Source organism: Phaeobacter italicus (assembly GCF_001258055.1).
GTDB lineage: Bacteria > Pseudomonadota > Alphaproteobacteria > Rhodobacterales > Rhodobacteraceae > Phaeobacter > Phaeobacter italicus.
On the sequence record NZ_CVRM01000011.1, the window covers coordinates 293,423 to 317,186 of the forward strand.

Annotated in this window: 21 protein-coding genes; 14 read left to right on the forward strand and 7 right to left on the reverse strand. The window is 60.5% G+C overall.

The genetic code is table 11. The features are described 5' to 3' along the window. The first annotated feature begins 25 nt into the window (after positions 1-25). Together NIT7645_RS04665 and NIT7645_RS04670 are read left to right on the forward strand one after the other, a co-directional pair. Positions 26-1,384, forward strand: coding sequence for a methyl-accepting chemotaxis protein (locus tag NIT7645_RS04665; protein ID WP_008560872.1), 1,359 nt, complete (start codon positions 26-28; stop codon positions 1,382-1,384). Between the two features lie 257 nt (positions 1,385-1,641). Then, entirely contained in the window at positions 1,642-1,824 is a 183-nt protein-coding gene (locus tag NIT7645_RS04670) for a hypothetical protein (protein ID WP_008562720.1), read from the forward strand. A gap of 4 nt (positions 1,825-1,828) precedes the next feature. Here NIT7645_RS04670 and NIT7645_RS04675 read toward each other — a convergent pair whose 3' ends face one another. Then, positions 1,829-2,602: an alpha/beta fold hydrolase gene (locus tag NIT7645_RS04675; protein WP_037302865.1), complete on the reverse strand. Its 774-nt coding sequence runs from the start codon at positions 2,600-2,602 to the stop codon at positions 1,829-1,831. A 190-nt stretch (positions 2,603-2,792) separates the two neighbouring features. On the opposite strand from NIT7645_RS04675, the gene NIT7645_RS04680 reads away from it, so the two are divergent. From NIT7645_RS04680 to NIT7645_RS04695, 4 genes are all read left to right on the forward strand, one after another. Beyond that, on the forward strand, positions 2,793-3,158 hold the full coding sequence (locus NIT7645_RS04680; protein ID WP_050686232.1) for a hypothetical protein: 366 nt from the start codon (positions 2,793-2,795) through the stop codon (positions 3,156-3,158). A 73-nt stretch (positions 3,159-3,231) separates the two neighbouring features. Next, entirely contained in the window at positions 3,232-3,819 is a 588-nt protein-coding gene (locus tag NIT7645_RS04685; RefSeq protein ID WP_050686234.1) for a TetR/AcrR family transcriptional regulator, read from the forward strand. Positions 3,820-3,912: 93 nt separating this feature from the next. Continuing rightward, complete coding sequence (locus NIT7645_RS04690) at positions 3,913-4,590, forward strand: PspA/IM30 family protein (RefSeq protein ID WP_008559942.1); 678 nt, start codon at positions 3,913-3,915, stop codon at positions 4,588-4,590. A gap of 77 nt (positions 4,591-4,667) precedes the next feature. Continuing rightward, positions 4,668-4,952: a YiaA/YiaB family inner membrane protein gene (locus NIT7645_RS04695; RefSeq protein ID WP_050686235.1), complete on the forward strand. Its 285-nt coding sequence runs from the start codon at positions 4,668-4,670 to the stop codon at positions 4,950-4,952. A gap of 88 nt (positions 4,953-5,040) precedes the next feature. On the opposite strand, the gene glyA is transcribed toward NIT7645_RS04695, so the two are convergent. Beyond that, positions 5,041-6,339 carry a serine hydroxymethyltransferase gene (glyA, locus tag NIT7645_RS04700; protein ID WP_008560943.1) on the reverse strand — a complete coding sequence of 433 codons (1,299 nt, stop codon included), beginning with the start codon at positions 6,337-6,339 and terminating at the stop codon, positions 5,041-5,043. Between the two features lie 169 nt (positions 6,340-6,508). Between glyA and NIT7645_RS04705 the strand changes: the two genes are divergently transcribed. Continuing rightward, the gene (locus NIT7645_RS04705) at positions 6,509-7,270 is read left to right on the forward strand and encodes an NAD kinase (protein WP_008561605.1); all 762 of its coding nucleotides are present in this window, start codon (positions 6,509-6,511) and stop codon (positions 7,268-7,270) included. Positions 7,271-7,779: 509 nt separating this feature from the next. On the opposite strand, the gene NIT7645_RS04710 is transcribed toward NIT7645_RS04705, so the two are convergent. The 3 genes from NIT7645_RS04710 to NIT7645_RS04720 form a co-directional block, all read right to left on the reverse strand. After that, complete coding sequence (locus NIT7645_RS04710) at positions 7,780-9,219, reverse strand: amidase family protein (protein WP_050686236.1); 1,440 nt, start codon at positions 9,217-9,219, stop codon at positions 7,780-7,782. Between the two features lie 128 nt (positions 9,220-9,347). Then, a complete protein-coding gene (gene prpE / locus NIT7645_RS04715) occupies positions 9,348-11,240 on the reverse strand; it encodes a propionate-CoA ligase PrpE (RefSeq protein WP_050686237.1) in 1,893 nt (630 codons plus the stop codon). Positions 11,241-11,513: 273 nt separating this feature from the next. Next, positions 11,514-13,802, reverse strand: a complete 2,289-nt coding sequence (locus NIT7645_RS04720; RefSeq protein ID WP_008558855.1) for an NADP-dependent malic enzyme — start codon at positions 13,800-13,802, stop codon at positions 11,514-11,516. 235 nt (positions 13,803-14,037) lie between these two features. Here NIT7645_RS04720 and NIT7645_RS04725 point away from each other — a divergent pair, with 235 nt between their 5' ends. The 5 genes from NIT7645_RS04725 to NIT7645_RS04745 all read left to right on the forward strand — a co-directional run bounded on the left by NIT7645_RS04725 (position 14,038) and on the right by NIT7645_RS04745 (position 19,270). Next, complete coding sequence (locus tag NIT7645_RS04725; protein ID WP_037302864.1) at positions 14,038-14,430, forward strand: cytidine deaminase; 393 nt, start codon at positions 14,038-14,040, stop codon at positions 14,428-14,430. A gap of 3 nt (positions 14,431-14,433) precedes the next feature. Further along, complete coding sequence (locus tag NIT7645_RS04730; protein WP_008559164.1) at positions 14,434-15,744, forward strand: thymidine phosphorylase; 1,311 nt, start codon at positions 14,434-14,436, stop codon at positions 15,742-15,744. Continuing rightward, a complete protein-coding gene (locus NIT7645_RS04735) occupies positions 15,744-16,964 on the forward strand; it encodes a phosphopentomutase (RefSeq protein WP_008559845.1) in 1,221 nt (406 codons plus the stop codon). The genes NIT7645_RS04730 and NIT7645_RS04735 overlap by 1 nt, the downstream gene beginning before the upstream one ends. A gap of 127 nt (positions 16,965-17,091) precedes the next feature. Then, positions 17,092-17,724 carry a uracil phosphoribosyltransferase gene (gene upp / locus NIT7645_RS04740; protein WP_008559490.1) on the forward strand — a complete coding sequence of 211 codons (633 nt, stop codon included), beginning with the start codon at positions 17,092-17,094 and terminating at the stop codon, positions 17,722-17,724. Between the two features lie 265 nt (positions 17,725-17,989). After that, positions 17,990-19,270, forward strand: a complete 1,281-nt coding sequence (locus NIT7645_RS04745) for an SPOR domain-containing protein (protein WP_050686238.1) — start codon at positions 17,990-17,992, stop codon at positions 19,268-19,270. A gap of 80 nt (positions 19,271-19,350) precedes the next feature. Here NIT7645_RS04745 and NIT7645_RS04750 read toward each other — a convergent pair whose 3' ends face one another. Continuing rightward, positions 19,351-20,361, reverse strand: a complete 1,011-nt coding sequence (locus NIT7645_RS04750; protein ID WP_008562476.1) for a hypothetical protein — start codon at positions 20,359-20,361, stop codon at positions 19,351-19,353. 113 nt (positions 20,362-20,474) lie between these two features. Beyond that, positions 20,475-22,103 (reverse strand): AMP-binding protein, encoded by a 1,629-nt coding sequence (locus NIT7645_RS04755; protein WP_008559750.1) that lies wholly within the window; start codon positions 22,101-22,103, stop codon positions 20,475-20,477. A gap of 137 nt (positions 22,104-22,240) precedes the next feature. Between NIT7645_RS04755 and NIT7645_RS04760 the strand changes: the two genes are divergently transcribed. Then, positions 22,241-22,906: a sulfotransferase family 2 domain-containing protein gene (locus tag NIT7645_RS04760; protein ID WP_008559329.1), complete on the forward strand. Its 666-nt coding sequence runs from the start codon at positions 22,241-22,243 to the stop codon at positions 22,904-22,906. Between the two features lie 163 nt (positions 22,907-23,069). Then, positions 23,070-23,759, forward strand: coding sequence for a Hint domain-containing protein (locus NIT7645_RS04765; RefSeq protein WP_008560320.1), 690 nt, complete (start codon positions 23,070-23,072; stop codon positions 23,757-23,759). The last annotated feature ends 5 nt before the right edge of the window (positions 23,760-23,764 follow it).

Consider the following 23,764-nt stretch of genomic DNA (forward strand, 5'->3'; position numbering starts at 1 on the left):
CGAGGTAAAGATGCTCGCTAAATTAATGGGAAAAGATCGCCGGTCTTCCGGGTTTGCACAGGAACAGGCGTTGCTCGATATGATCAACCGCACGCAGGCTGTGATCCAGTTCGAGCCAGACGGCACAATCCTGGAGGCAAACTCCAACTTTCTTGCGGCGGTCGGCTATGAGCTGCAGGAGATCGTCGGCAAGCATCATTCCATGTTCGTGGAACCAAGCTATGCCAAAAGCCCCGAGTACAAGTCATTCTGGGCCGATCTTGCTGCTGGCAAGTTTTTCACCGACCAATATCCACGCATTCGCAAGACAGGGGAGGTGATCTGGATTCAGGCAACCTATGCACCTGTCGTGGATGAGACCGGCAAACCTGTTCGGGTGGTCAAACTGGCGACGGATATCACCGCGCGGCAGCGGTCGATTTCCGAGATTGCAGAGGGGCTAGAGGTGTTGAGCCGGGGCGATCTGAGCCATCGTGTCGCCACCAGCGATCTGCCGGATATGGCGGCGCTCACCAATGCCTTCAACCGCGCGCAGGAGACGCTGAGCTCTGCCTTGCAGACCGTTGCCGAGGTGGCGCAGGCAGTGGAGCGGACTTCTGGTGAAATCAGCCAGTCTTCTTCGGAATTGTCCCACCGCACGGAAACCCAGGCGGCCACGCTGGAGCAAACCGCCGCCGCTATCGAAGAGCTGACGTCAACCGTTCGCTCTGCCGCTGATGGGGCGCGTGAAGTGGAGGGGATCGTCAGCAATGCCCGTAGCGCCGCTGAAGGAAGCGGTGAAGTGGTGAGCAGTGCGGTGACGGCGATGTCTCAGATCGAGGAATCTTCGGGCCGGATTTCGCAGATCATCTCAGTGATCGACGATATCGCATTTCAGACGAACCTCCTCGCGCTTAATGCCGGAGTTGAAGCTGCACGTGCTGGCGAAGCAGGTCGCGGATTTGCGGTTGTCGCTTCCGAGGTGCGAGCGCTTGCGCAGCGTTCCTCGGACGCGGCAGGGGAAATCAAGCAGCTGATCACCGAAAGCTCGCAATACGTTGGCAATGGCGTGCAGCTGGTCAGCCGGGCAGGGGATGAATTGCAGAAGATCATCGCAAGCGTCAGCACCATTTCCGGCCACGTCAGCCAGATCGCAACCGGCGCGGCAGAGCAGTCCGTGACACTGGTTGAGATCAACACGGGCGTGAGCCAGCTGGATCAGGTGACCCAGCACAATGCCGCGATGGTGGAGGAGGCGACGGCCGCAAGCCAGACGCTATCAAATGACGCCAATGAACTGATGCGACAGATGTCGCGCTTTCAGCTCAGTGGCGGTGGGCAGGTGGTTGCGCTTGGGCGCTCTGCCACCGGCAGCCACGATCACAAAGCCCGCGCAATCGGCTGAAGACGCGAATGTGCCCGCGCCTGTCCCTGTCAGTGCCATGGGTTCGGACAAGCGCCGCGTAACAGCCCGGAGAGCCGTCAGTGCCTCGCGCTCTCCGCCGCCGCTGCACCCGCCCGGTGCGGCGGCGATTTCTTTGTGAGGGGCGGATAGAAACTGATCACGATCAAAGAGGAAGAGGGCAAAGCGTGATTTCTGGACCCAGAAGGTGTCCGGTCAGGTGGTCGGACAGGTGCAGATATCAAGATACGGAGTTCTCCATGATCCGCCTCGCCTCTATTCTTTATTCCCTGATCGGCAGCAGCATGGCCGGTGCCGCCGTCATTGCGGTTCTGGTGGCAGGCTACCTGACAGTGCCCGCCATCCTTGCGGCAGCGGCGGCTGGTGCGGTGGTGGCGATGCCGGTGGCCTATCTTGTCGCGCGCAGGCTTTATCAGGGCTGACAGCTCAGGCGTCGAAAAAGCTGCGCGCTGTCGCAACAAAGGCGCGCGGGTTTTCTGCGTGCAGCCAATGGCCACTGTCAGGCAGTTTGGCGAAATGAGACTGGCTGAACATCGCCTTGATGATGGGGCGGTGTTCCGCCAGCACATAGTCCGAATTGGCCCCCGACAGAAACAGGGTCGGACCCTCAAACACTGGCGGTGATCCGGCTTTGGTCAGATCGGGAAAGCCCATGACCAGTGGCATGTCCCGTTCCAGCGTATCCAGGTTCAGTCGCCAGCGTTTGTTCGGCAGATCCAGGGATTGGGTGAAAAAGCTCTGCAGCGCTTTCTCGACCCCTTGCCGGGCCAATTGCTCTTCCGCGTCAGAGCGGCGCTCAACCTGGTTGAGATCGACACCGCGCATGGCGTGGATGAACTGAATCTGGCTGTGGCTGTATTGAACCGGGGCAATGTCAGCAACCAGGAGACGACGCAGCAGATCGGGGTGTTGCAGGGCCAAAGTCATGGAGGCCTTGCCGCCCATGGAATGCCCGATCAGGTCAACAGGGCCACCCTCTGCCGCGATCACCTCGGCCAGGTCCGCAGCCATGTCGCTGTAGCTGTGGCTGTCTGTCCACGGGCTGTCGCCGTGGTTTCGCATGTCGACGGCGATAACCTGTCGATCATCACAAAGCCGCTTGGCAATGGCCCCCCAGTTGCGCGCAGACCCATAAAGCCCATGGGCGATCATCAAAGTGGGTTTGTCGGTCGGGGCACCATGGCGGAGGATGTTCAGCATGGCCTTTTGATAGCTTCGCCTGTCAGGCTTCGCCAGCCCCATTGCCGGATTGGATGGCACAAAGGTGCCGGTGGGGGAGGTGAACCTCACCATCGGGATTGAGGCTCTGCGTGGTGGTCCCTATGCTTGGGGCAACACAAACCGCCCTTTGGGGTGAAAGACCGTCACCCAAACGCAGGCAGGCAGCGCGATGGCAGATACACTCATTCACAAGATTGCAGAGCTGCGCGAGCTGTTGAAAGACCGTGAACATGCAGGCGGGGATCTTGCGCTCGCACTGAAACGCGCTCGCCGCCGCCTGCCGCGCCGCATTTACCGGCTCGGGCAGGAGTTGGCAGCGGTGCAACCCCTGTTGGAGCATCCAAAGCTGCGCATGACTGTCGAAGAGGCAAAGCTCTCGCGTTCGGCGGATGAGGTCATCAAACACCTGAAATCCATCGACCTCGCGGATCGACGTCGGGGGCGGGTGCTGGATATCTTTGCAAGCATGGCCTTTGCGTTGATTGTGGTCGCTGTGCTGCTGATTGTTGTCCTGCGCTGGCGCGGATTTGTTTGAACACGGCCCCTCTTTCGCTTCCCGCTGGGTCCCGGTATCTTGAACGTGGTTCAAGTGTGAAGGGGCAGACCAAATGGCGAGCAAGGCCGAAATCCGCAAGCAGGAGCTGCGCGACAAATTGATCGTCGCGGCCCAGGTCCGCATTCGCCGTGACGGGGCAGGTGCCCTGCGCGCCCGCGATCTTGCGGCTGATGCGGGCTGTGCTGTCGGCGCCATCTACAACGCATTTGATGATATGAACGCCATCGTCATGGCGGTGAACGGGCGAACCTTTCAAGCGCTGGGGCAGGCCGTTCGCCAATCTCTTGACGGGGCAGAGGCGGCTGCACCAACCAGGCGGTTGATCCTGATGAGCAATGCGTATTTGGCGTTTGCGGCTGAAAATACCCGGTTGTGGCGCGCCTTGTTCGACGTGCAGGCGGAGGAGGCCGAGGTCCCGGACTGGTACCGCGCTGCTCTTGATGATCTGTTTTCCAACATCGCGGCGCCGGTCGCAGAGATTTATCCCGATAAAGCCCCCGAAGACCTCGTGCTTATGGTCCGGGCGTTGTTCTCGGCGGTGCATGGAATCGTGCTTCTCGGGCTGGAAAACCGCATCTCAGGTGTGCCGGTGGATCAGATCGAGCGAATGATTTCCGAGGTATTATCGCGGCTTACATGATTTCCTGAACGTCGTTCAAAAAAATTCTTGAACGCTGTTCATGATTTCCTTATACCAAGTTTATGAACGATGTTCACGGATTTGGAGGAAGCTATGTTTGCAACGATTAAGACATTGATCCGAGGGGTCGACGCCCGCGCCGAAGAGCGGTTGACCGACGCATATGCGATAGAGTTGATCGATCAGAAAATCCGCAGCGGCGAGGCCGATCTGACCCGCGCGAAACAGGCGCTGGCCGGCTTGATCCAGAAGTCCCGAATGGAGAGCCGCCAGTTGGAGGCGGTCGCGGCGCGGATCAGCGATCTGACGGAGCGGGCACAGGCGGCTCTTGCGCAGGACCGCCAGGATCTGGCGCAGGCTGCGGCCACGGCCATTGCAGAGCTGGAAAATGAGCATGTCACGCGCCGCCGCACTGTCGACATGCTGGAACAGCGCAGTCTGCAGCTGCGCCAATCCGTAGAGGCCAGCCATCGCCGGTTGATCGACCTGAAACAAGGCGCAGTTGCCGCGCGGGCCACCCGTAGGGCGCAGGGCGCGCATGTTGGACTGGTGCGGGGCGCGGCTGCGGGCGACACGCTGGGGGAGGCGGAGGCGCTGATCAACCGGGTGATGTCTGCCGAGGATCCGTTTGAACAAAGCGAAATCTTGAAAGACATCGAAGCCGGTCTGAGCCACGGCACGGTGGCGGACGATCTGGCGGATGCGGGCTTTGGCGCGCCGACACGCAGTACAGCCGCTGATGTTCTGGCGCGGCTGACGCCAAAGAGCTGACACAGCGCATGCGCCAGAATCCGGCGCAAGTTTTTTAATCATTTGAAAAATCACGACGACCAACGGGGAGAGACCCAATGACCAATGCACGCAATGACAACAACCTGATTATCACCCTCAACGTGGCCGGTGTGGCCGTGGCTTACGGCATGCTGGGGATTTCGCTCTGGCTCTCTACCGAGGTGCCGCTGGCGACCAAGGGGTTCTGGGGCATGGGGATCATGCTGTTGACGCTGAGCCTGATCAACCTTGTCAAATATCGCTTCGACATCCGCTCCAGTGAAGACCGCATCCGCCGCATCGAAGAAGCGCGAAATGAAAAGATGCTGGAAGAGGCGCTGACTGACAGCAAACCCCTCTGATCCGCACACGCGCCCATGACTGGCTCATAAATGAAAACCGCCGCGAAGGGTGCTTCGCGGCGGTTTGTTTTTCAAAGTCGGCTTCGACTTACAGGTTCGGATACAGCGGGAAGCGGGCGCAGAGAGCTGCCACTTTTCCACGTACAGAGGCTTCGGCCTCTGCGTTGCCGTCCGGACCGTTTGCAGCCAGGCCATCGACCACTTCGATGATCAGGTCCGCGATTTCGCGGAATTCTGCTTCACCAAAGCCACGGGTGGTGCCCGCCGGTGTGCCCAGACGGATGCCCGAGGTCACAGTGGGCTTTTCCGGGTCAAACGGGATGCCGTTCTTGTTGGTGGTGATGTGAGCGCGGCCCAGAGCAGCGTCCACGATGTTGCCGGTCACGCCCTTGGGGCGCAGGTCGACCAGAAGAACGTGGGTGTCGGTGCCACCGGTCACGATGTCCAGACCGCCTTTGATCAGCTGGTCTGCCAGAGCCACGGCATTTGCACGCACCTGCTTCTGGTACTCTTTGAACTCGGGACGCAGTGCTTCGCCAAAGGCTGCTGCCTTACCAGCGATGACGTGCATCAGCGGGCCGCCCTGGATGCCGGGGAAGATCGCGGAGTTGAACTTTTTCGCCAGTGCTTCGTCGTTGGTGAGGATCATACCACCGCGCGGACCACGCAGGGTCTTGTGGGTGGTGGTGGTCGCAACATGAGCGTGCGGGAAGGGCGAGGGGTGCTCGCCTGCGGCAACCAGACCAGCGATGTGGGCCATGTCGACCAGCAGATAGGCGCCAACGCTGTCGGCAATCTCGCGGAACTTGGCAAAGTCGATCTGACGCGGGATGGCCGAGCCGCCAGCGATGATCAGGGCAGGCTTGTGCTCGTTTGCCAGTTCCTGGATCTGGTCATAGTCGATCAGGTTGTCTTCGCGGCGCACACCGTAGTGAACGGCGTTGAACCATTTGCCGGACTGGTTGGGACGTGCGCCGTGGGTCAGGTGACCACCTGCGGACAGGTCCATACCCAGAATGGTGTCGCCGGGCTGGATCAGCGCCTGGAAAACACCCTGGTTGGCCTGCGAGCCGGAGTTCGGCTGGACGTTGGCGAATTCACAGCCAAACAGCTGCTTGGCGCGGTCGATGGCCAGGTTCTCGGCAACGTCGACGTACTGGCAACCGCCATAGTAGCGGCGACCCGGGTAGCCTTCGGCGTATTTGTTGGTCAGAACCGAGCCCTGCGCTTCCATCACGGCGGCAGAGACGATATTCTCGGAGGCGATCAGCTCGATTTCATCGCGCTGGCGGCCAAGTTCGTTGGTGATCGAGCCGAACAGTTCCGGATCGCGATCAGCGAGGGATTGGGTGAAAAAACCGGGGTCGCGGGAGGTGGTCTCGGTCATGCTGGCTCCGTCAGTGTAGGTGTTCCATTTGTGAGATTTCCTATCGGAAACACTTTCGCGCTGAAAGCCCGGAATGCGACGAATCCCCTGCTCAGAACGGCAAGACTGGCATTCCCGGGAAAGCTATGATTGTTTCGGAACGAATTGGGTAACTCCGGAAACAGATTTGATGAGCATTAGAATCGCCTTTCTGGCCAGCCGCGCACCGGTGGCGCAGACTGCAAAAACCGCGATGGTTTCCCGATATGGAAATGTGGCCAAGGAAGAGGCAGAGGTGATCGTGGCCCTTGGCGGCGATGGCTTCATGCTGGATACGCTGCATGACACCATCGATCTGGATGCTCCGGTTTATGGAATGAACCGCGGAACCATCGGCTTTCTGATGAATGAATATAGCGAAAGCGGCCTGATCGCGCGGTTGGAGGCGGCGGAAGAAGAAATCATCAATCCGCTGTCGATGCGTGCGATGGATGCAGAGGGGCGGGTGCATCGGGCTCTTGCAATCAACGAAGTGTCACTGCTGCGGGCGGGTCCACAGGCGGCCAAGCTGAAGATTTCCGTGGATGACCGGGAGCGTATGGCAGAATTGGTCTGCGACGGGGCCTTGGTGTCTACGCCTGCGGGGTCTACCGCCTATAACTACTCCGCTCATGGGCCGATCCTGCCCATCGGATCGGATGTTCTGGCATTGACGGCGATTGCCGCTTTTCGTCCGCGACGCTGGCGCGGGGCATTGCTGCCCAGCAATGCGACCGTGCGTTTCGATGTTCTGGAACCTGACAAGCGGCCCGTGATGGCGGATGCGGATTCTGTTTCCTTCCCGAATGTGGTGCGCGTTGAAATCTCGACCCAGAAAAAGATCCGCCACAAGATCCTGTTTGACCCCGGCCACGGGCTGGAGGAACGGCTGATTTCCGAACAGTTCACCTGATAACCACTTGGGGATTTAGGGGCTTTTCAGGTTTTTGGTGACAAAACGGCCGATTTGTGCGATATTAGAACTCTAGAACAGGCCGATGCCAGCGGTGACAGCCAAAGGGCATTGCGTCTCCACAACGTGAGGCGCCGCGATCTACCGGGATGGCCATCGGCCGCTTATTTTAAAGCACCTACGTTTTTACATGAACCGGACTGCGCCCCCTTATCGGGGACGTCGTTTTCACCCAAATTGCGGCCTCTGCCGGGGTTCTGAGGCCGCGTGGCTTTGGGGATGTTTGTGAACGAGTTTCCGGTTGTTTCGGAAAGTCCGGGGGCGGCGCGGCCGATCCCCGGGTTTTCGTGCAGCCTTATCTGAAGTCTGCCGTCAGTGAAGACGGTTCGCTGTGCATCTGCGATGCGGCAGCGACCTTTCAGCGTGTCTCACCCCGATTGGTTTCATTTCTCGGGCGGGCCCGTCGGATATGGGCCAGGGGCTAAGGCAGGGGCTCAGGCAGGGCGCGGTCACCCGCGGTCGGCCATCTTCTTCCACAGGACATCACACATGCGCCCGATTCGTGATTCGATGGCTTGGCAGGCATCGACGGCCAGATCTTCGCGCCAGCGCGGGGCGGCAATCTGTACGTTGATGGGCTGTGGTCCGTTGGGCAGCTCTGCCAATCGGGCCGGGACGGAGGCCGCAGGCAGGCCGAGGAAATTCATCGCATAGGAATAGACCGCGCAGCCCAAAACCTCATGCACGCCCTCTGCCCCTTCTGTATCGCGGTCTGGCTTGAAGAAGGGCTGTGGCAGGAAAGGGGTCAGAACCAGCGGGTAATCCTGCATGAACAGGGACCACTCGCGCGCGTAATGTGTGCGCTTGGCCTTCATCTGCAGCAGTTCCTGACCGGCGAAGGGGGGGAATTCCTCGAAGTAGACCGAAAAGATGTCACGCACGGTCTGGGAGCCGGCCGCGTCGATATCGGACTTCATCAGCGCATAGACTTCACCCATCAAGGCGCGGTAGCCCGTCCGCCCGGCATCGAAGACATCTGGCAGCTGGATCTCCTCAACCAGATAACCCGCATCCACGAGCGCTGCGCGGGCGTCTTCCAGCGCGGCGTCCACCTGAGGGTGGAGGTCATAGCCATAGGTCTCCTTGGAAAAGGCAACCCGGATAGGCCCAGCGACGGCTTCACCGCGCCACGGCATCGGAACATGAAACGGATCACGCGGATCGGTCGCGATCAGACTGGGCATCGCCAGATGCAAATCCTGCGCTGTGCGGGTGATGAGGCCCTGCACAGACATGTTCTGCGCCAGAATGCCCCGTTCGGCAGACTGACTGGGGTTCCATGCAGGCACACGCCCCAGACCCGGTTTTACCGTGACAGCCCCGTTTGCGGCGGCCGGAAACCGGAGAGAGCCGCCAATATCATTCCCGTGGGCCAGCGCACCAATCCCCGCCATCACGGCCGCACCAGCACCGCCGGAGGAGCCGCCGGGAGAGATGTGTCGGCCCCACGGATTATGGGTGCGGCCATGGAGCGGGTTGTCAGTATCTGCGCGAAAGGAAAACTCGGGCGTATTGGTACGGCCAATGACGACTGCGCCGGCATCCTGCAGGTTCTTTACCACCGGCGCATCATCTGGCGCGATCAGATCCTTTAGCGCGCTGACGCCGTTTGAGGTCGCATGTCCGGCCTGATCAATGTTGATCTTGATGGTGACGGGAACACCGTGCAGGGGGCCGGGCGTGGCGCCATTTTTGCGCGCCAAATCGAGATTTCGGGCGCGTTCCAGTGCCTCGCTGCTCAGGTCTTCCACGACGGCGTTCAGGTCGGGATTGATCTCTGCCATGCGCTTGATGGAGGCGGTAACAGCATCCTCTGCCGTCAGATCCCCTGCGCGTGTCCGTGCTGCCAGATCTGTCCCGCTCAGGCGCCAAATTTCGGTCTCTGTCATGATGATGCCTCCCTGATGGCAGGGTAGGCAGGCAAGTCAGAGTTGCAAGAGAAACCGGGCGGCACAAACGGCAAAAAACAGGCTCCGCCTTGCGGGGAGCCTGCAGTTGGTGGGGAGGATAAGGGGGATTACTGTTTTGCGTAGCCAAGGCCCTGCAGCGCGGTGGTGATCTCGTCGAGGATCGCGGGATCATCAATGGTCGCGGGCATCTTCCACGGGGTGCCATCTGCGATGTTCACCATCGTGCCGCGCAGGATCTTGCCAGAGCGGGTCTTGGGCAGGCGATCAACGACACAGGCCAGTTTGAACGCAGCCACCGGCCCGATTTTTTCGCGCACCAGTTTGACGACCTGTGAAACGACATCCTCATGGGCGGTTTCGCAGCCTGAGTTGAGGCAGAGAAAGCCCACAGGCATCTGCCCCTTGAGACTGTCAGAAACACCGATCACTGCGCATTCGGCGACATCGGGGTGCCCTGCAAGCACTTCCTCCATCGCGCCGGTGGACAGGCGATGACCTGCGACGTTGATGACATCATCGGTGCGCGCCATGATGTAGAGATAGCCATCCTCGTCCTTCATGCCCGCATCGCCCGTTTCGTAATATCCGGGAAAGGTGTTGAGGTAGCTTTTCTTGAACCGCTCTTCGGCGTTCCATAGGGTCGGCAGGGTGCCCGGAGGCAGCGGCAGTTTCACCGCAATCGCGCCCAGTTCGCCGGCCGCGACCGGATTGCCGCCCTCATCAAGGATCTCCACGTCGTAGCCGGGCATTGGCACAGCGGGGGAACCGAGTTTGGTCGGAAGTTCCTCGATGCCCAGCGGGTTCGCCGCGATCGACCAGCCGGTTTCTGTCTGCCACCAGTGGTCGACCACCGGCACCTGCAGCTGTTCCTGCGCCCAGGTGATGGTGTCGGGATCCGCGCGCTCCCCCGCCAGATACACCTGCTCAAGGCAGCTGAGGTCGTATTTCTTGACGTACTCGCCCTTGGGGTCCTCGCGTTTCACGGCGCGGAAGGCGGTGGGCGCAGTGAAGAAGCTTTTGACCTTATGCTCCGAGATCACCCGCCAGAAGGTGCCCGCATCAGGGGTGCCCACGGGCTTGCCCTCGAACACGATGGTGGTGTTGCCATGAATGAGCGGCCCGTAGCAGATATAGCTGTGGCCCACGACCCAGCCCACATCGGACGCGGCCCAGAACACATCGCCGGGATCGACGTTGTAGATGTTTTTCATGGTCCAGTTCAGCGCCACCAACTGACCCGCGGTGTGACGGATCACCCCCTTGGGCTGGCCCGTGGTGCCAGAGGTGTAGAGGATATAAGAGGGGTGGTTGCCCTCGACCGGGACACATTCGGCTGGCTCCACGCCGTACTGAAAACCGTGCCAGTTCACATCGCGGCCCGGCACCAGCTCTGCGACTTCCTGTTCGCGTTGGAAGATCACGCAGAAGTCGGGCTTGTGGGTGGCGAGGTCGATCGCGCCATCCAGCAGCGGTTTGTAGTGCACCGTGCGGCCCGGCTCCAAACCGCAGGAGGCAGCGATGATCGCCTTGGGTTTGGCGTCGTCAATCCGCACGGCCAGTTCGTTTGCGGCAAATCCACCAAAGACCACCGAGTGCACCGCGCCAAGGCGGGCGCAGGCGAGCATCGCCTCAAGGGCCTCTGGGATCATCGGCATGTAGATGATGACCCGGTCACCTTTTTCAACACCTTTTGCGCGCAGGGCACCGGCCAAGGTGGCGACGCGATTGCGCAATTCGACGTAGGAGATTTCACGCTTGGTCTGGGTGATGGGGCTGTCGTAAATGATCGCGGTCTGCTCTCCGCGGCCCTGTTCGACGTGGCGGTCAACAGCGTTGTAGCAGGTGTTGACCTTGGCATCTGCGAACCATTCGTAGAGGCCATCGCCTTTGTCGGTCAGGGCCTTTGTCGGGGCGCTGTCCCAGCTGATTGCCTTGGCTGCTTCCATCCAGAACTGTTCGGGGTTGGCTTTCCAGCTCTCATAGACCTCAGAATACGACATGGTTCCTCCTCCTCGTCCTTGAGCCGAGTTAGGACCATGGCGCGGGATCGGGCAAGCTCCGGAAGGGACGTCGCGTCAGATTGGCGCAATTTATTTGCAGAATTTGACGTTTCAGCCTTGCAAAGTTTTGCAAACCACTTCGGTTAGCGCAAGTTTACAGCAAGACGGGGCAGAGTTTGCAAACTCCGCCCCGATTGGTTGGCAAACCAGACAGCTGCGCTTCTTCACTGTGTACAGCCTGTGATTCTGCGCTGTTCGCGCCCCGAAACGCGCCTAGCCGTAATGGGCCACAGGCGTTCCTGCGATGGCAGCCATGTTCAACAGGCCGCGGGCAGTGATCGAAGGGGAAACGATATGGGCGCGGTTGCCCATGCCCATCAGGATTGGGCCGACTTCCAGCCCACCGGCGCGCATTTTCAGGATGTTGCGCACACCGCTTGCGGCGTCAGCGTGGGCAAAGATCAGCACATTTGCCTCGCCATCCAGACGAGAGTTCGGGAAGATACGTGCGCGAAGCTCCGGGTCCAGCGCAGTGTCGATGTTCATTTCGCCTTCGTAGACGAAATCCCGTGGCTTATCGTCGAGGATCTTCAGCGCGGCGCGCAGGCGGGCGCCGGAATCACAGGTGGTGTTGCCAAACTGGGATTGCGAGCACAGCGCAATGCGCGGCTCCAGGCCAAAGCGGCGGACGTGGCGCGCCGCACCAAGAACGGTCTGGGCGATCTGTTCTGGTGTGGGCTCGATCCGGACATGGGTGTCGCCGATGAAGAGGGGGCCATCTTCGAGGATCATCATGGACAACGCGCCGTGGGGTTCATAGGTGCCGCCACCAAGAACCTGCTGCACGTAGTTCATGTGCCAGCGGTATTCCCCAAACGTGCCACAGATCAGACTGTCGGCTTCGCCGCGATGCACCATGATGGCGCCAATGGCCGTGGTGTTGGTGCGCATGATCGCCTTGGCGAGGTCAGGGGTCACCCCATCGCGCTGCATCAAGCGGTGATAGCTGGTCCAGTAGTCATAGTAGCGGGGGTCGTTTTCCGGGTTCACGATCTGGAAATCCGTGCCGGGACGGATGTGCAGGCCCAACCGTTCACAACGCTTTTCGATGACCTCGGGGCGACCGATCAGGATCGGCGTTTCGGTTGTCTCTTCAAGGATACCCTGCGCTGTGCGCAGAACGCGCTCGTCCTCGCCCTCGGCAAAGACGATGCGGCGGGCTGCCGCCTTGGCCGATTCAAATACCGGCTTCATGAGAAGGGCGGATTTGAAAACCGTTTCATTCAGCTTGGCGCGATAGGCGTCCAGATTGTCGATCGGGCGGGTGGCAACACCACTGTCCATCGCGGCCTTTGCAACAGCCGAGGATACGACACCGACAAGGCGTGGATCAAAAGGCTTGGGGATCAGGTAATCAGCCCCGAAGTTCAGCTGTTCGCCCTGATACGCAGCGGCCGCTTCGGCCGAGGTGGTCATGCGGGCCATCTCTGCGATGCCTTCGACACAGGCAATCTGCATCTCGTCGTTGATTTCCGTTGCCCCCACATCCAGCGCGCCCCGGAAGATGAAGGGGAAGCAAAGGACGTTATTGACCTGATTGGGAAAATCGCTGCGGCCGGTGGCGATAATGGCATCCGGCGCGACCTCGCGGGCGACGTCGGGCAGGATTTCCGGGTTGGGATTGGCCAAGGCAAAGATGATGGGCCGTTTGGTCATCTTGGCGACCATTTCGGGTTTCAGAACATTTGGTCCCGACAAGCCAAGGAACAGATCCGCGCCATCAATCACCTCATCCAGAGTGCGCAGATCGGTGTTTTGCGCAAACGCGGCCTTGTGCGGGTTCATGTCCTCGGTGCGCCCCTCGTAGACAAGCCCATGCAGGTCGCACAACCAGATGTTTTCCCGCTTGACGCCAAGTTTCACGAGCATGTTGAGGCAGGCGATACCCGCCGCGCCGCCGCCGGTCGACACGATCTTGATATCTTCGAATTTCTTGCCCGCGACATGAAGAGCGTTCTTTGCAGCCGCGCCGACTACAATTGCGGTGCCGTGCTGGTCGTCGTGGAAAACCGGGATGTTCATCCGCTCGCGACAGATTTTCTCTACGATGAAACAATCAGGAGCCTTGATGTCTTCCAGATTGATGGCGCCAAAGGTGGGCTCCAACGCGCAGACGATTTCGGCCAATTTTTCGGGGTCGGCTTCATCCAGTTCGATGTCGAAACAGTCGATACCGGCGAAGTTCTTGAACAGAACGGCCTTGCCTTCCATGACCGGTTTGGAGGCCAGCGCGCCAATATTGCCAAGACCCAGAACCGCAGAGCCGTTGGTGACAACTGCCACCAGATTGCCGCGCGAGGTGTATTTTGCTGCGTCAGCCGGGTCCGATTTGATCTCGATACAGGCCTCGGCAACACCCGGCGAATAGGCCCGCGCCAGATCGCGGCCATTGGCCATCGGTTTTGTGGCTCGGATCTCCAGCTTACCGGGGTTCGGATAAGCGTGATAATGCAACGCCGCTTCGCGCAGGGTTTGGGTATCGGATTTGGGGTTTTTGGTCATTGGAATGAATGTCCTCAGGGGCTCCAGAGACTTTAGTTTAGTGTTAAACGACTTTTTACGTCAGGGAAACCACCGATTGCGACACGCGTGATCGTGGGATGGCGTGGATCTGGGGGCAGGCGGTTACCCGCCGCGAGGGCATGGCAGAAATTGCTGATGCAGGGCTTCACCTTCCCCCCGTGCTATCGTTATTCTGCGTCATCTTGACCAGATGATCAAAAATCGGGGAATCGCCATGAGCCTGAAAGACGCCGCAGCCGCCGTACGCGAAAACGCGCACGCACCCTATTCCAACTTCAAGGTCGGCGCAGCCATCCGTGCGGCCTCTGGCAAGGTCTATGTGGGCTGCAATGTTGAAAACGTCGCCTATCCAGAAGGCACCTGTGCCGAAGCCGGGGCAATTGCCGCAATGGTGGCGGCAGGTGAAACCAAGCTGGAAGCCGCCTATGTGATCGCTGATTGCCCAAGCCCCATTCCGCCCTGTGGCGGTTGCCGCCAGAAACTGGCCGAATTCGGTGCGGCCGATGCCGAGGTGACGCTGGCCACCACGGATGGGGCCGAACAGGTCACCACGATTGGGGCGCTGCTGCCGGGTGCCTTTGGTGCGGACCACATGGAGCGGAGCTGAGCCATGGACGCACGCGCCATCATTGCTGCTCTGCGGCAGGGAAAGACACCAAGCGACGCTGAGATGCGCTGGTTTGCCGAAGGTTTGGCAAATGGTCAGGTCAGCGACGCGCAAGCAGGTGCCTTTGCGATGGCCGTTTGCTTGCAGGGGTTGGACGTAGAGGCACGCCGTGCCCTCACGCTGGCCATGCGGGACAGTGGCGATGTGCTGCAATGGGATCTGGATGGTCCCGTCCTCGACAAGCATTCTACCGGCGGTGTCGGGGATTGCGTGTCGCTTCTGCTGGCACCTGCGCTGGCAGAATGCGGGGCTTATGTCCCGATGATCTCTGGCCGCGGTCTGGGCCACACGGGCGGAACGCTAGATAAGATGGAGGCGATCCCGGGCGTCAGCACGCAGGTGTCGCAGGATGCACTGCAGGCGATGATGCGCGATGTGGGCTGTGCGATCGTGGGCGCAACTGCGCAGATCGCCCCGGCCGACAAGCGGCTTTATGCGATCCGGGATGTGACAGCGACGGTCGAGAGCCTTGATCTGATCACCGCTTCGATCCTGTCCAAGAAGCTTGCCGCCGGGACGGATGCGCTGGTGCTTGATGTTAAGCTAGGCAGCGGAGCGTTCATGAAAACACGCGCCGAGGCTGAAGCATTGGCGCGCAGTCTGAGCGAGACCGCAAATGCGGCAGGTTGCCGAACCTCTGCATTGATCACGGATATGAACCAGCCGTTGGCCCCGGCGCTTGGCAATGCGCTTGAGGTGGCCGAGGTCGTGCGCATCCTGACCGGGCAGGGGGGGCGCGACAGCGCCCTGGCGCGATTGACCGAAGTCCAAGGTGGTGTCCTGCTTGCCCATGGTGGCCTTGCCTTGGATCCCGAAGACGGGGCCGCGAAAATTCGCGCAGCAATTGCCAGCGGTGCGGTGGCGGACAGGTTTGCGCGCATGGTGGCGGCGATGGGCGGACCTGCGGATTTTGCGACGACATGGCAGAGCGTCCTGCCAGAGGCCCCGGTCAGGCGCCCTGTTCTGGCCGAAACGGCGGGCTATGTTTCCGCAATCGAAGGTGAGGCGCTTGGTCTTGCCGTTGTCCGTCTTGGAGGCGGTCGCATGGTCGAAAGCGATATCGTGGATCCGGCTGTCGGCCTCGCCGAGTTGGCGCCACTGGGGGCACAGCTGTCCCGAGGTGGGGTGATCGGCGTCGTCCATGCCGCTGACGAGGCTGCAGCCGACATCGCAGAGAAAAGCCTGCGGGCAGCCTATACGCTGTCGCAAACGGCTCCGGTTGTGCCTTCGCTCATCCATGAGAGGATTTCCTGATGGCCCGTGCCTTTCTTGTCGTGATGGATTCCGTGGGCATCGGTGGTGCCCCTGATGCAGGGCAGTATTTCAACGGCGACTTGGCCGATCTGGGTGCCAATACACTGGCGCATATCGCCCAAGCCTGTGCGGCTGGACTGGCCGAGGAGGGGCGCAGTGGCCCTTTGCGGTTGCCGACCCTTGATGCACTTGGGCTGGGGGCGGCTGTGGCGCAGGCTTCTGCAGTGCCCTGTCCCGATCTCGGCGCAGGCAAACGGGCGCCGATGGGCCGTTGGGGGGCTGCGGTTGAGCAGAGCCGGGGCAAGGACACGCCGTCTGGCCATTGGGAACTGGCGGGCCTGCCGGTGCCGTGGGATTGGTGTTATTTTCCTGACAAGACCCCCGCCTTTCCAGACGATCTGGTCGCACATGTCTGCAATGCGGCCGGAACCGATGCGATCCTTGGCAATTGTCACGCCTCGGGTACGGCGATCATCGCAGAGCACGGGGCAGCGCATATGAAGAGCGGCCAGCCGATTTGTTATACCTCTGCGGATAGTGTCTTTCAGATCGCGGCCCATGAAGAAACATTTGGCCTTGAGCGGTTGCTGGCGCTTTGTGAGGCGGTAGCGCCTTACCTGCATGCGATGAAGGTTGGTCGGGTGATTGCGCGCCCCTTCGTCGGTGACGCCGAAAGCGGCTTTAGCCGCACGACGAACCGGCGCGATTATGCGATTACACCGCCGGCTCCGATTCTGACCAACTGGGTGCAGGACGCGGGGCGCACCGTCCACGGCATTGGCAAAATTGGTGACATCTTCTCCATGCAGGGGATTGATACCCTCGCCAAGGGCGACGACGCCACCCTGATGGCGCATCTCCATGACGCCGTAGAGCAGGCCGAAGAGGGCAGCCTGACCTTCGCCAATTTCGTCGAGTTCGACAGCCTGTACGGCCACCGCCGCGACATCTCGGGCTATGCTCGCGCGTTGGAGTGGTTTGACGCCGAGATTGCGGCGCTCTTGCCGAAGCTGCGCGATGGCGATCTCTTGGTTCTTACTGCAGATCACGGCAATGATCCCTCTTGGCCGGGCACCGATCACACCCGTGAGCAGGTTCCTGTCCTGATGGCAGGCAGGGGCAGCGGGCCTTTGGGACGTCTGGGTTTTGTCGATGTGGCCGCAACCGTTGCCGCGCATCTGGAGGTGCCGTCTGCCGGGCCTGGCCGTTCGGTGCTTTGATCGGGCCTGACGCCGCAGGTTTCCCCGCAGAGATCCGCAGATTTGCCGAAAATTTCGGCAGATCTGCCTTGCCCCTCTGTGGCCCCAAGGACTATGAGAGTTTGATTTTGCCTGAAAGGAGCGCCCTATGTCCGAACATCTGACCGTCGTTGATCATCCGCTGGTGCAGCACAAGCTGACCCTGATGCGCGACAAGGGCACATCGACTGCCGGGTTCCGCCGTCTGCTGCGTGAAATCACCCAGCTGCTGGCCTATGAGATCACCCGCGAGATGCCGCTGACCACCACCACCATCGACACGCCGATGGAAGAAATGGAAGCGCCGATCCTGGCGGGCAAGAAGCTGGCTCTGGTTTCGATCCTGCGCGCAGGCAACGGTATGCTTGACGGCGTTCTGGAATTGATCCCGTCTGCGCGTGTGGGCTTTGTGGGTCTGTACCGTGACGAGGAAACACTGCAGCCGGTTCAATACTACTTCAAGGCGCCTGAGGGTCTGAAGGATCGCACTGTCATCGCTGTTGACCCGATGCTTGCCACCGGCAACAGCTCGGCCGCTGCGATTGATCTGCTGAAAGAGGCCGGCGCAAATGATATCCGCTTCCTCTGCTTGCTGGCGTCCCCTGAAGGTGTCGCGCTGATGAAAGAAAAGCACCCGGACGTGCCGATCGTGACGGCCTCTCTGGATCGTCAGCTGAACGAAAAGGGCTACATCCTGCCCGGTCTCGGCGACGCAGGCGACCGGATGTTCGGCACCAAGTAATGCGGTGCCAGCGGTTCGCGGGACCTGCCGTTGGCCAACGGTGCCGCGAGCCACTGATGCTCGGCATTTGATATTGCGGGCGCTCCGGTATCGGGGCGCCTTTTTTCGTGACGGGGCGTCCGGCAAACTGCCATCGCACCGGATGCGGGCCCTCGTCCGACAGCGTGCAGGATCCCACTGACTTCTTTCATAAATTCCCAGAGCGTCAGCTTTACTAAGAATTCGTTTTCGGGCATCATGCCGCCATATATTGTGGGGCCTTCTGATGATGCTTACTAGAATTATTGCAAGTGCATTGCTCGCCGCAGCAGGATTTGCTGCATTTGGAGCGGGCTCTGCGGCGGCCCAGTCGGCCCGAGAAGCCGCCACTCCGGCAGAGTTCCCGCCTGCCTCCTTTTCCGGCAAACAATATGTCGATAGCCGTGGTTGCGTGTTTATTCGGGCAGGGATTGACGGCAATGTCACGTGGATTCCGCGAGTGACGCGCAGTCGCAAGCAGCTCTGTGGGTTCCAGCCGACCCAGATTGCAGCCGATGACGCCGCGCCAAAGGCTGTGGTCCCACCAACCGCAGAGTTGATCACTCTGCCCGAGGGGCAGCGTGCCAATGATCCGGTCGTGGCTGATGGAGGCAGCGTTGCGCCGTCAGAACCCGTGCCAACGCCCACAGCACCCCGCGTGGTGACGACAACGAAGCCCCAGCGCGAACCGGCACGGGTGGCAAAACCCATTCCCGTCCGCACCGCAAAGGCAAGCCCGCGACGCCCACGCCCTGCCTATAACGACGCCTATCGCCGGGATGACGTGCCGCTGACGATCCTCACGCCGAACTGGTCGTCTGGCCCTTGCGAAGGCGCGTCTGAGCTGAGCCGTCAGTACATCAACCGCGGCAGCGGAGTCCGTTGTGGCCCGCAGGACGGTTTTGCTGGCGGGTATGGCGCGCTGGATGCGAACACGCGCGTGATGCCCAAACATGTTTACGAAGAACGACAGCTGAGCCGTGGCCTGTCGGTGCCGGATGGCTACCGCAAGGTCTGGGAGGATGACCGCCTAAATCCGCGCCGGGCAGAGATGTCTTTGCGCCAATTAGAGGTGCAATCAGGCCGTCAGGCGGTGGTTGTCGAGAACGGTGATGCTGTATCCGGCGCGTCCGGGCAAATCTGGACCCGCAGCGTTCCGCGCCAAGGCATAAAGCAACCCGTCAATCGCCCGGTGGTCCGTCTGTCCGAGAGCCGGGAAAGCGCGGGCGATCAGGATCAGTTGGTCACCCGGCTTTCGACCCGCTCCTCTCCGGAGGACGGGCAGGCGCCGGTGGTTGTGCAGCAGAAATATGTGCGGGCTGCAACCGTCTCAGATCGGGCCAAGGCAGAGGCCGTCGCGCAGTCGCTGCGCAAACATGGTCTGCCTGTCCGCCTGGGCCAGGTTGAACGTGCAGGCGTCACCCATCAGGTGGTGCTGGCGGGTCCCTTCGCCGGTCCTGCAGCAGCAGAGGCCGCGCTGGCGAAGGTCCGTTCTGCCGGATATGCGGGCGCACGGATCAGCAGGTGAGCTCGTTCCTGTAAGGTGCCACGGATAAAATGAAAAACGCGCCATTCAGGGCGCGTTTTTTTGTACAGAGATGAGGAGGTTCAGCTGCAGATATTTTGCAGTTGCACCCAATCACGATCATTTAGAACTGGCTCCAGATCTCGCCCCGCCATCGGATCCGCTTCGATCAGACCGAGGGTCGTCTCGCCTGTGATGTCCTGTGCATACGCATAGGGTGTCGAGGGGACAGCTGCGCGGCCGAATTCTTCCAGGATGGCCTCTTCGGTGGGCATGGGGCGCGGAGCGGTCACCACAGTTTCTGCGTATCGGTCAAGGGTGGCCCGGGTCATCTCGCCCGTGGTGAGCATCCGAAATGTCGCGCGAATACCGCCGGCAGAAAGGAGATCAGCAAGCGGATCCTGTTCAGCGGCGCGGACCCGTTCGACCAGAACCGCGCCGGCGGCAACAGCGGGGTCTTCGTGATCTTCCACGAAACTGCGGTTCAGTGCGACGATGCCACCGGGCAGATACAGGCTGCTTGCCACACCGCTGCGCAGGACAACAATCTGACGCACATCCAGGCGGTCCGCGAGGCGGGTCAGGATGGGGGCTGCTTCCGGCGTGTTGCAGGCTTGCCCTGACAGGCGCTCAATCCGCCCCAGAAGGGCCTGACCCAACGCCTTGCGCTTGATGTCTGGTACCACGTTGACGGTGTGCGACATCAGCGCGCCGGGCAGCCAAAAGACGGCGGCTGCGGCGAAAACGGCAAGGCCTGAGAGAAGTGTCGCGCTGCGCAGCCGTCCGGGGTGGGCGCGCGCGCGTGACAGCGCGGCCTGTAGCCTGTCGATCGCCTCCAGCATGGCGGTTTCATCTTCACCGATTTCCAGTGTTTCGTCGGGATCACCATAGGGGTGGAAAAGGGCAGGGTAGGCACCGGGGTTCTGCCGCTCCAGCGCGGCAAGAGACCAATGCGCGAGCGGGCGGTCATTCATGTCCGCAATGGTCAGCGTTGCATCGCCAACTGAAATGATCACGTCGCGCCGTTGCGCATCCGGACCCGGCCGCCACAGCGCCGCTGCTTCAAGTCGTTGGTATTCCCGCAATGCCGTCATCTATGAGAGGCGTCCTTACCGTTCAGAGTACAGCGCCCAAATAGCACGCCAGACCCGGCGTCAGCAATTGACTTCCGCCGGGTTTTTCGCGCGCTTCAATGCACTTGGAGCATTTATAGCTTGCGCGCGATGCTGCGCAGTTCAAATTTCTGGATTTTGCCGGTCGACGTCTTCGGAAGCTCTTGAAAGACGACCTTTTTCGGGGCTTTGAAACCTGCGAGGGTGTCGCGGCTGAATGCAATCAGCGCAGCTTCATCCACGTCTTCTCCCGGTTTCAGTTCGACAAAGGCGCAGGGGACTTCCCCCCATTTGTCGTCAGGTTTTGCAACAACTGCCGCCAGGTTGACGGCCGGATGCGCCATGAGAACGCCCTCAACCTCCACAGAGGAGATGTTTTCGCCGCCGGAAATGATGATGTCCTTCGCCCGGTCGGCAATCTGGATATAACCGTCGGGGTGCTGCACGGCGATATCACCTGAATGGAAATAACCGCCCTTGAACGCCTCTTGCGTTGCGTCGGGGTTCTTCAGGTAACCCTTCATCACCGAATTGCCCCGCATCACGATCTCACCTTGATCCTGACCGTTCATCGGGATCTGCGACATCGTTTCGTCCATGACGGTGATATGATCCATCATTGGAAAGGCCACACCCTGCCGCGCCTTGATCGTTGCGCGCCCTTGCTGGTCAAGATTGTCCCAGCTGCCCCCTTTCCAGAGACATTCGGTGACGTGGCCATAGGTTTCCGTCAGCCCATAGACCTGCGTCACATGAAAGCCGAGTGCTTCGATCTTTTCCAGGGTGGCGGGCGCGGGCGGGGCGCCTGCGGTGAAGACTTCCACGGTGTGGTCGAAACTGCGTCGTTGGTCCTGTGGGGCGTTTACGATCATGTTGAGAACGATGGGCGCACCGCCGAAATGGGTGACCCCTTCGTCTGCGATGGCATCGTAGATGGCAGGGGCCGTGATGTCGCGGCAGCACACCAGCGTGCCGCCAAGAACCGGCATCATCCAGGTGTGGTTCCAGCCGTTGCAATGGAACAGCGGAACGATCGCCAGGTACTTTGGCTGCATGACCATCCGCCATGAGATGACCGTTCCCATTGTCATCAGATAGGCGCCCCGGTGATGATAGACGACACCTTTGGGCCGTCCGGTTGTCCCGGAGGTATAATTCAGCGCAAGGCTTTCCCATTCGTCCTGCGGCATGATCCAGTCGAAATCATGAGACGCGGCAGACAGCACATCCTCATAGACCGGATGGCGGCCCGAAGCCGGATAACCGGCCTGCTCATCTGGTACTTCGATGATCAGGGGGCCTTTGCCCTCGCAGTCTTGTTTTGCCTGTTCTGCGAGCGACAGGAACTGGCTGTCGACCAGAACAATCTTTGCTTCGCCGTGGTCAAAGATATAGGCCACCGTGCCCACATCGAGGCGCGTGTTGATCGTATTCAGAACGCCACCGCAGGCAGGCACACCGAAATGGGCCTCTGCCTGCGCTGGAAGGTTGGGAATCAAGGTTGCGACCACATCGCCAGGGCGAACCCCCATACCTGCGAGCGCTGATGCCAGCCGGGTGCAACGGTCATAGTAGGCGGCATAGGTCTTGCGGTGCGAGCCGTAGACAACGGCGGGCACATCGGCAAAGACATGCGCCGCGCGGCGCAGATGCGACAGTGGTGTCAGCGGCACATAGTTTGCAGCGGTCTTCTCCAGACCCGTCTCATCTGCCATCCAGCCCATATCCTGCCCTCCCAAGATGATTCATGCGCGTTTTGTCCAAGATATTGCGCAAAGTTGCGCGCATTGAAAGATCTATGACATTATTGCAGCGCGAAGTCTCGGTTTTCATTGGTGGCAAAACCGCTTAGCTTGCGAACATGATCCTGTCGCCCGGCCGTTCCTATGTCTTTATTCACATCCCCAAGACGGGTGGGACAGCAATGGCGCTTGCTTTGGAAGAGCGGGCGATGGCCGATGACATGATGCTTGGCGACACCCCAAAGGCGAGCAAACGGCGGCGGCGACTACAGGGCGCGCAGGCGCGTGGTCGGCTGTGGAAACATTCGACGCTGGCAGATCTGGAGGGCCTTGTGCCGCAATCCCGGATGGAACGGCTGTTTGCATTCACACTGGTGCGCAACCCTTGGGACCGTGTGCTGAGCCTCTATCATTGGCTGCGAAAACAGAGCTTTGATCATCCGTCGATCCCACTGGCAAAGGCGCTGACGTTTAACGAGTTCGCATCGCATCCGCGCATTTTGGCAAGCCTGCGTGCAACGCCCGCCGGGTCGTACATGCAGACCTCGCAGGGACAGGAGCGCTGCGATCTGTTTATCCGGCTGGAGCAGTTTTCGCGCGACGCGCAGCCGCTGTTCGATCATCTGGGGTTTGATCTGACCTTGCCCCGCGCCAATCAATCCGGCCGTCCGGCAGAGTGGCAGCCGCTCTATGACCAAAAGGCAAGAGACGCGGTTGCCGAGGCCTGCGCCGAAGATATCGCGCGATTTGAATACTCTTTTAACGATTCACCGATAGACCGGTAAGCGAGAGACGGAATCGCAGGGCAGACGGCGCATCGCCAAAACGGCCCATCGCCAGCCAATGCTGCGTATCCCTCTCCCGCATTTGGGCGTCAGGCCGATGTGCGGACGGGTAACTTGACGGGCTGCGCAGAAGGTGCAGCTGCCTTGGTGAAAGGGAAAACCGATGCTGGATTGGCTGCTGAAACGCAAGCTCTCTCCGATGGCCGAGGCTCTGGAAACAGAGTACCCGTTGGTCGCAGCCGGGCAGGGCGGTATCCTGTCAGGCACGCATGTGGCCTCGCATCTTGGCTGGCGCCCGATCGAGGCGCTGGCGGTTGGTGATCTTGCACTCACCTTTGACCACGGCATGCAGCCGATTGTCGAACTTCACCGCGAAACCCTGTTGCTGCGCCCGGGCCTTCCTGATCCGCTGCGCTGCCCCGTGTACATTCCACAGGATGCACTGAACAATCGCACCGCTCTTTGGGTCATGCCGGATCAGGGCGTCCTGATCGAAAGCGACATTGCCGACGTGGAGATGGGCGATCCCTTTGTTGTTGTTCCGGCCTGCGCACTGGAGGGGTATCGTGGCATTGCCCGCGCTGAACCTGAAACAAAGCTGGACATCGTGGTGCCGCGGTTTGCCCAAGATGAGGTGATCTATCTTGAGGCAGGCATGCTTGGCCTGAGCGTGACACCACGCGATATCCTGGCCTTTGACACCACCGCCGAGAAAGAGCTTTATCCGATTTTGGATCCGCAGGTCGCGCGCGAGCTGGTCATTGACATGATCACGGAAGAAACGGCCTGGGCCAGCAGCCTGCCAATGGGGCCGGGTGGGCATGGCGCTGCGGAATACGCCGTGATGATCTGATCGCG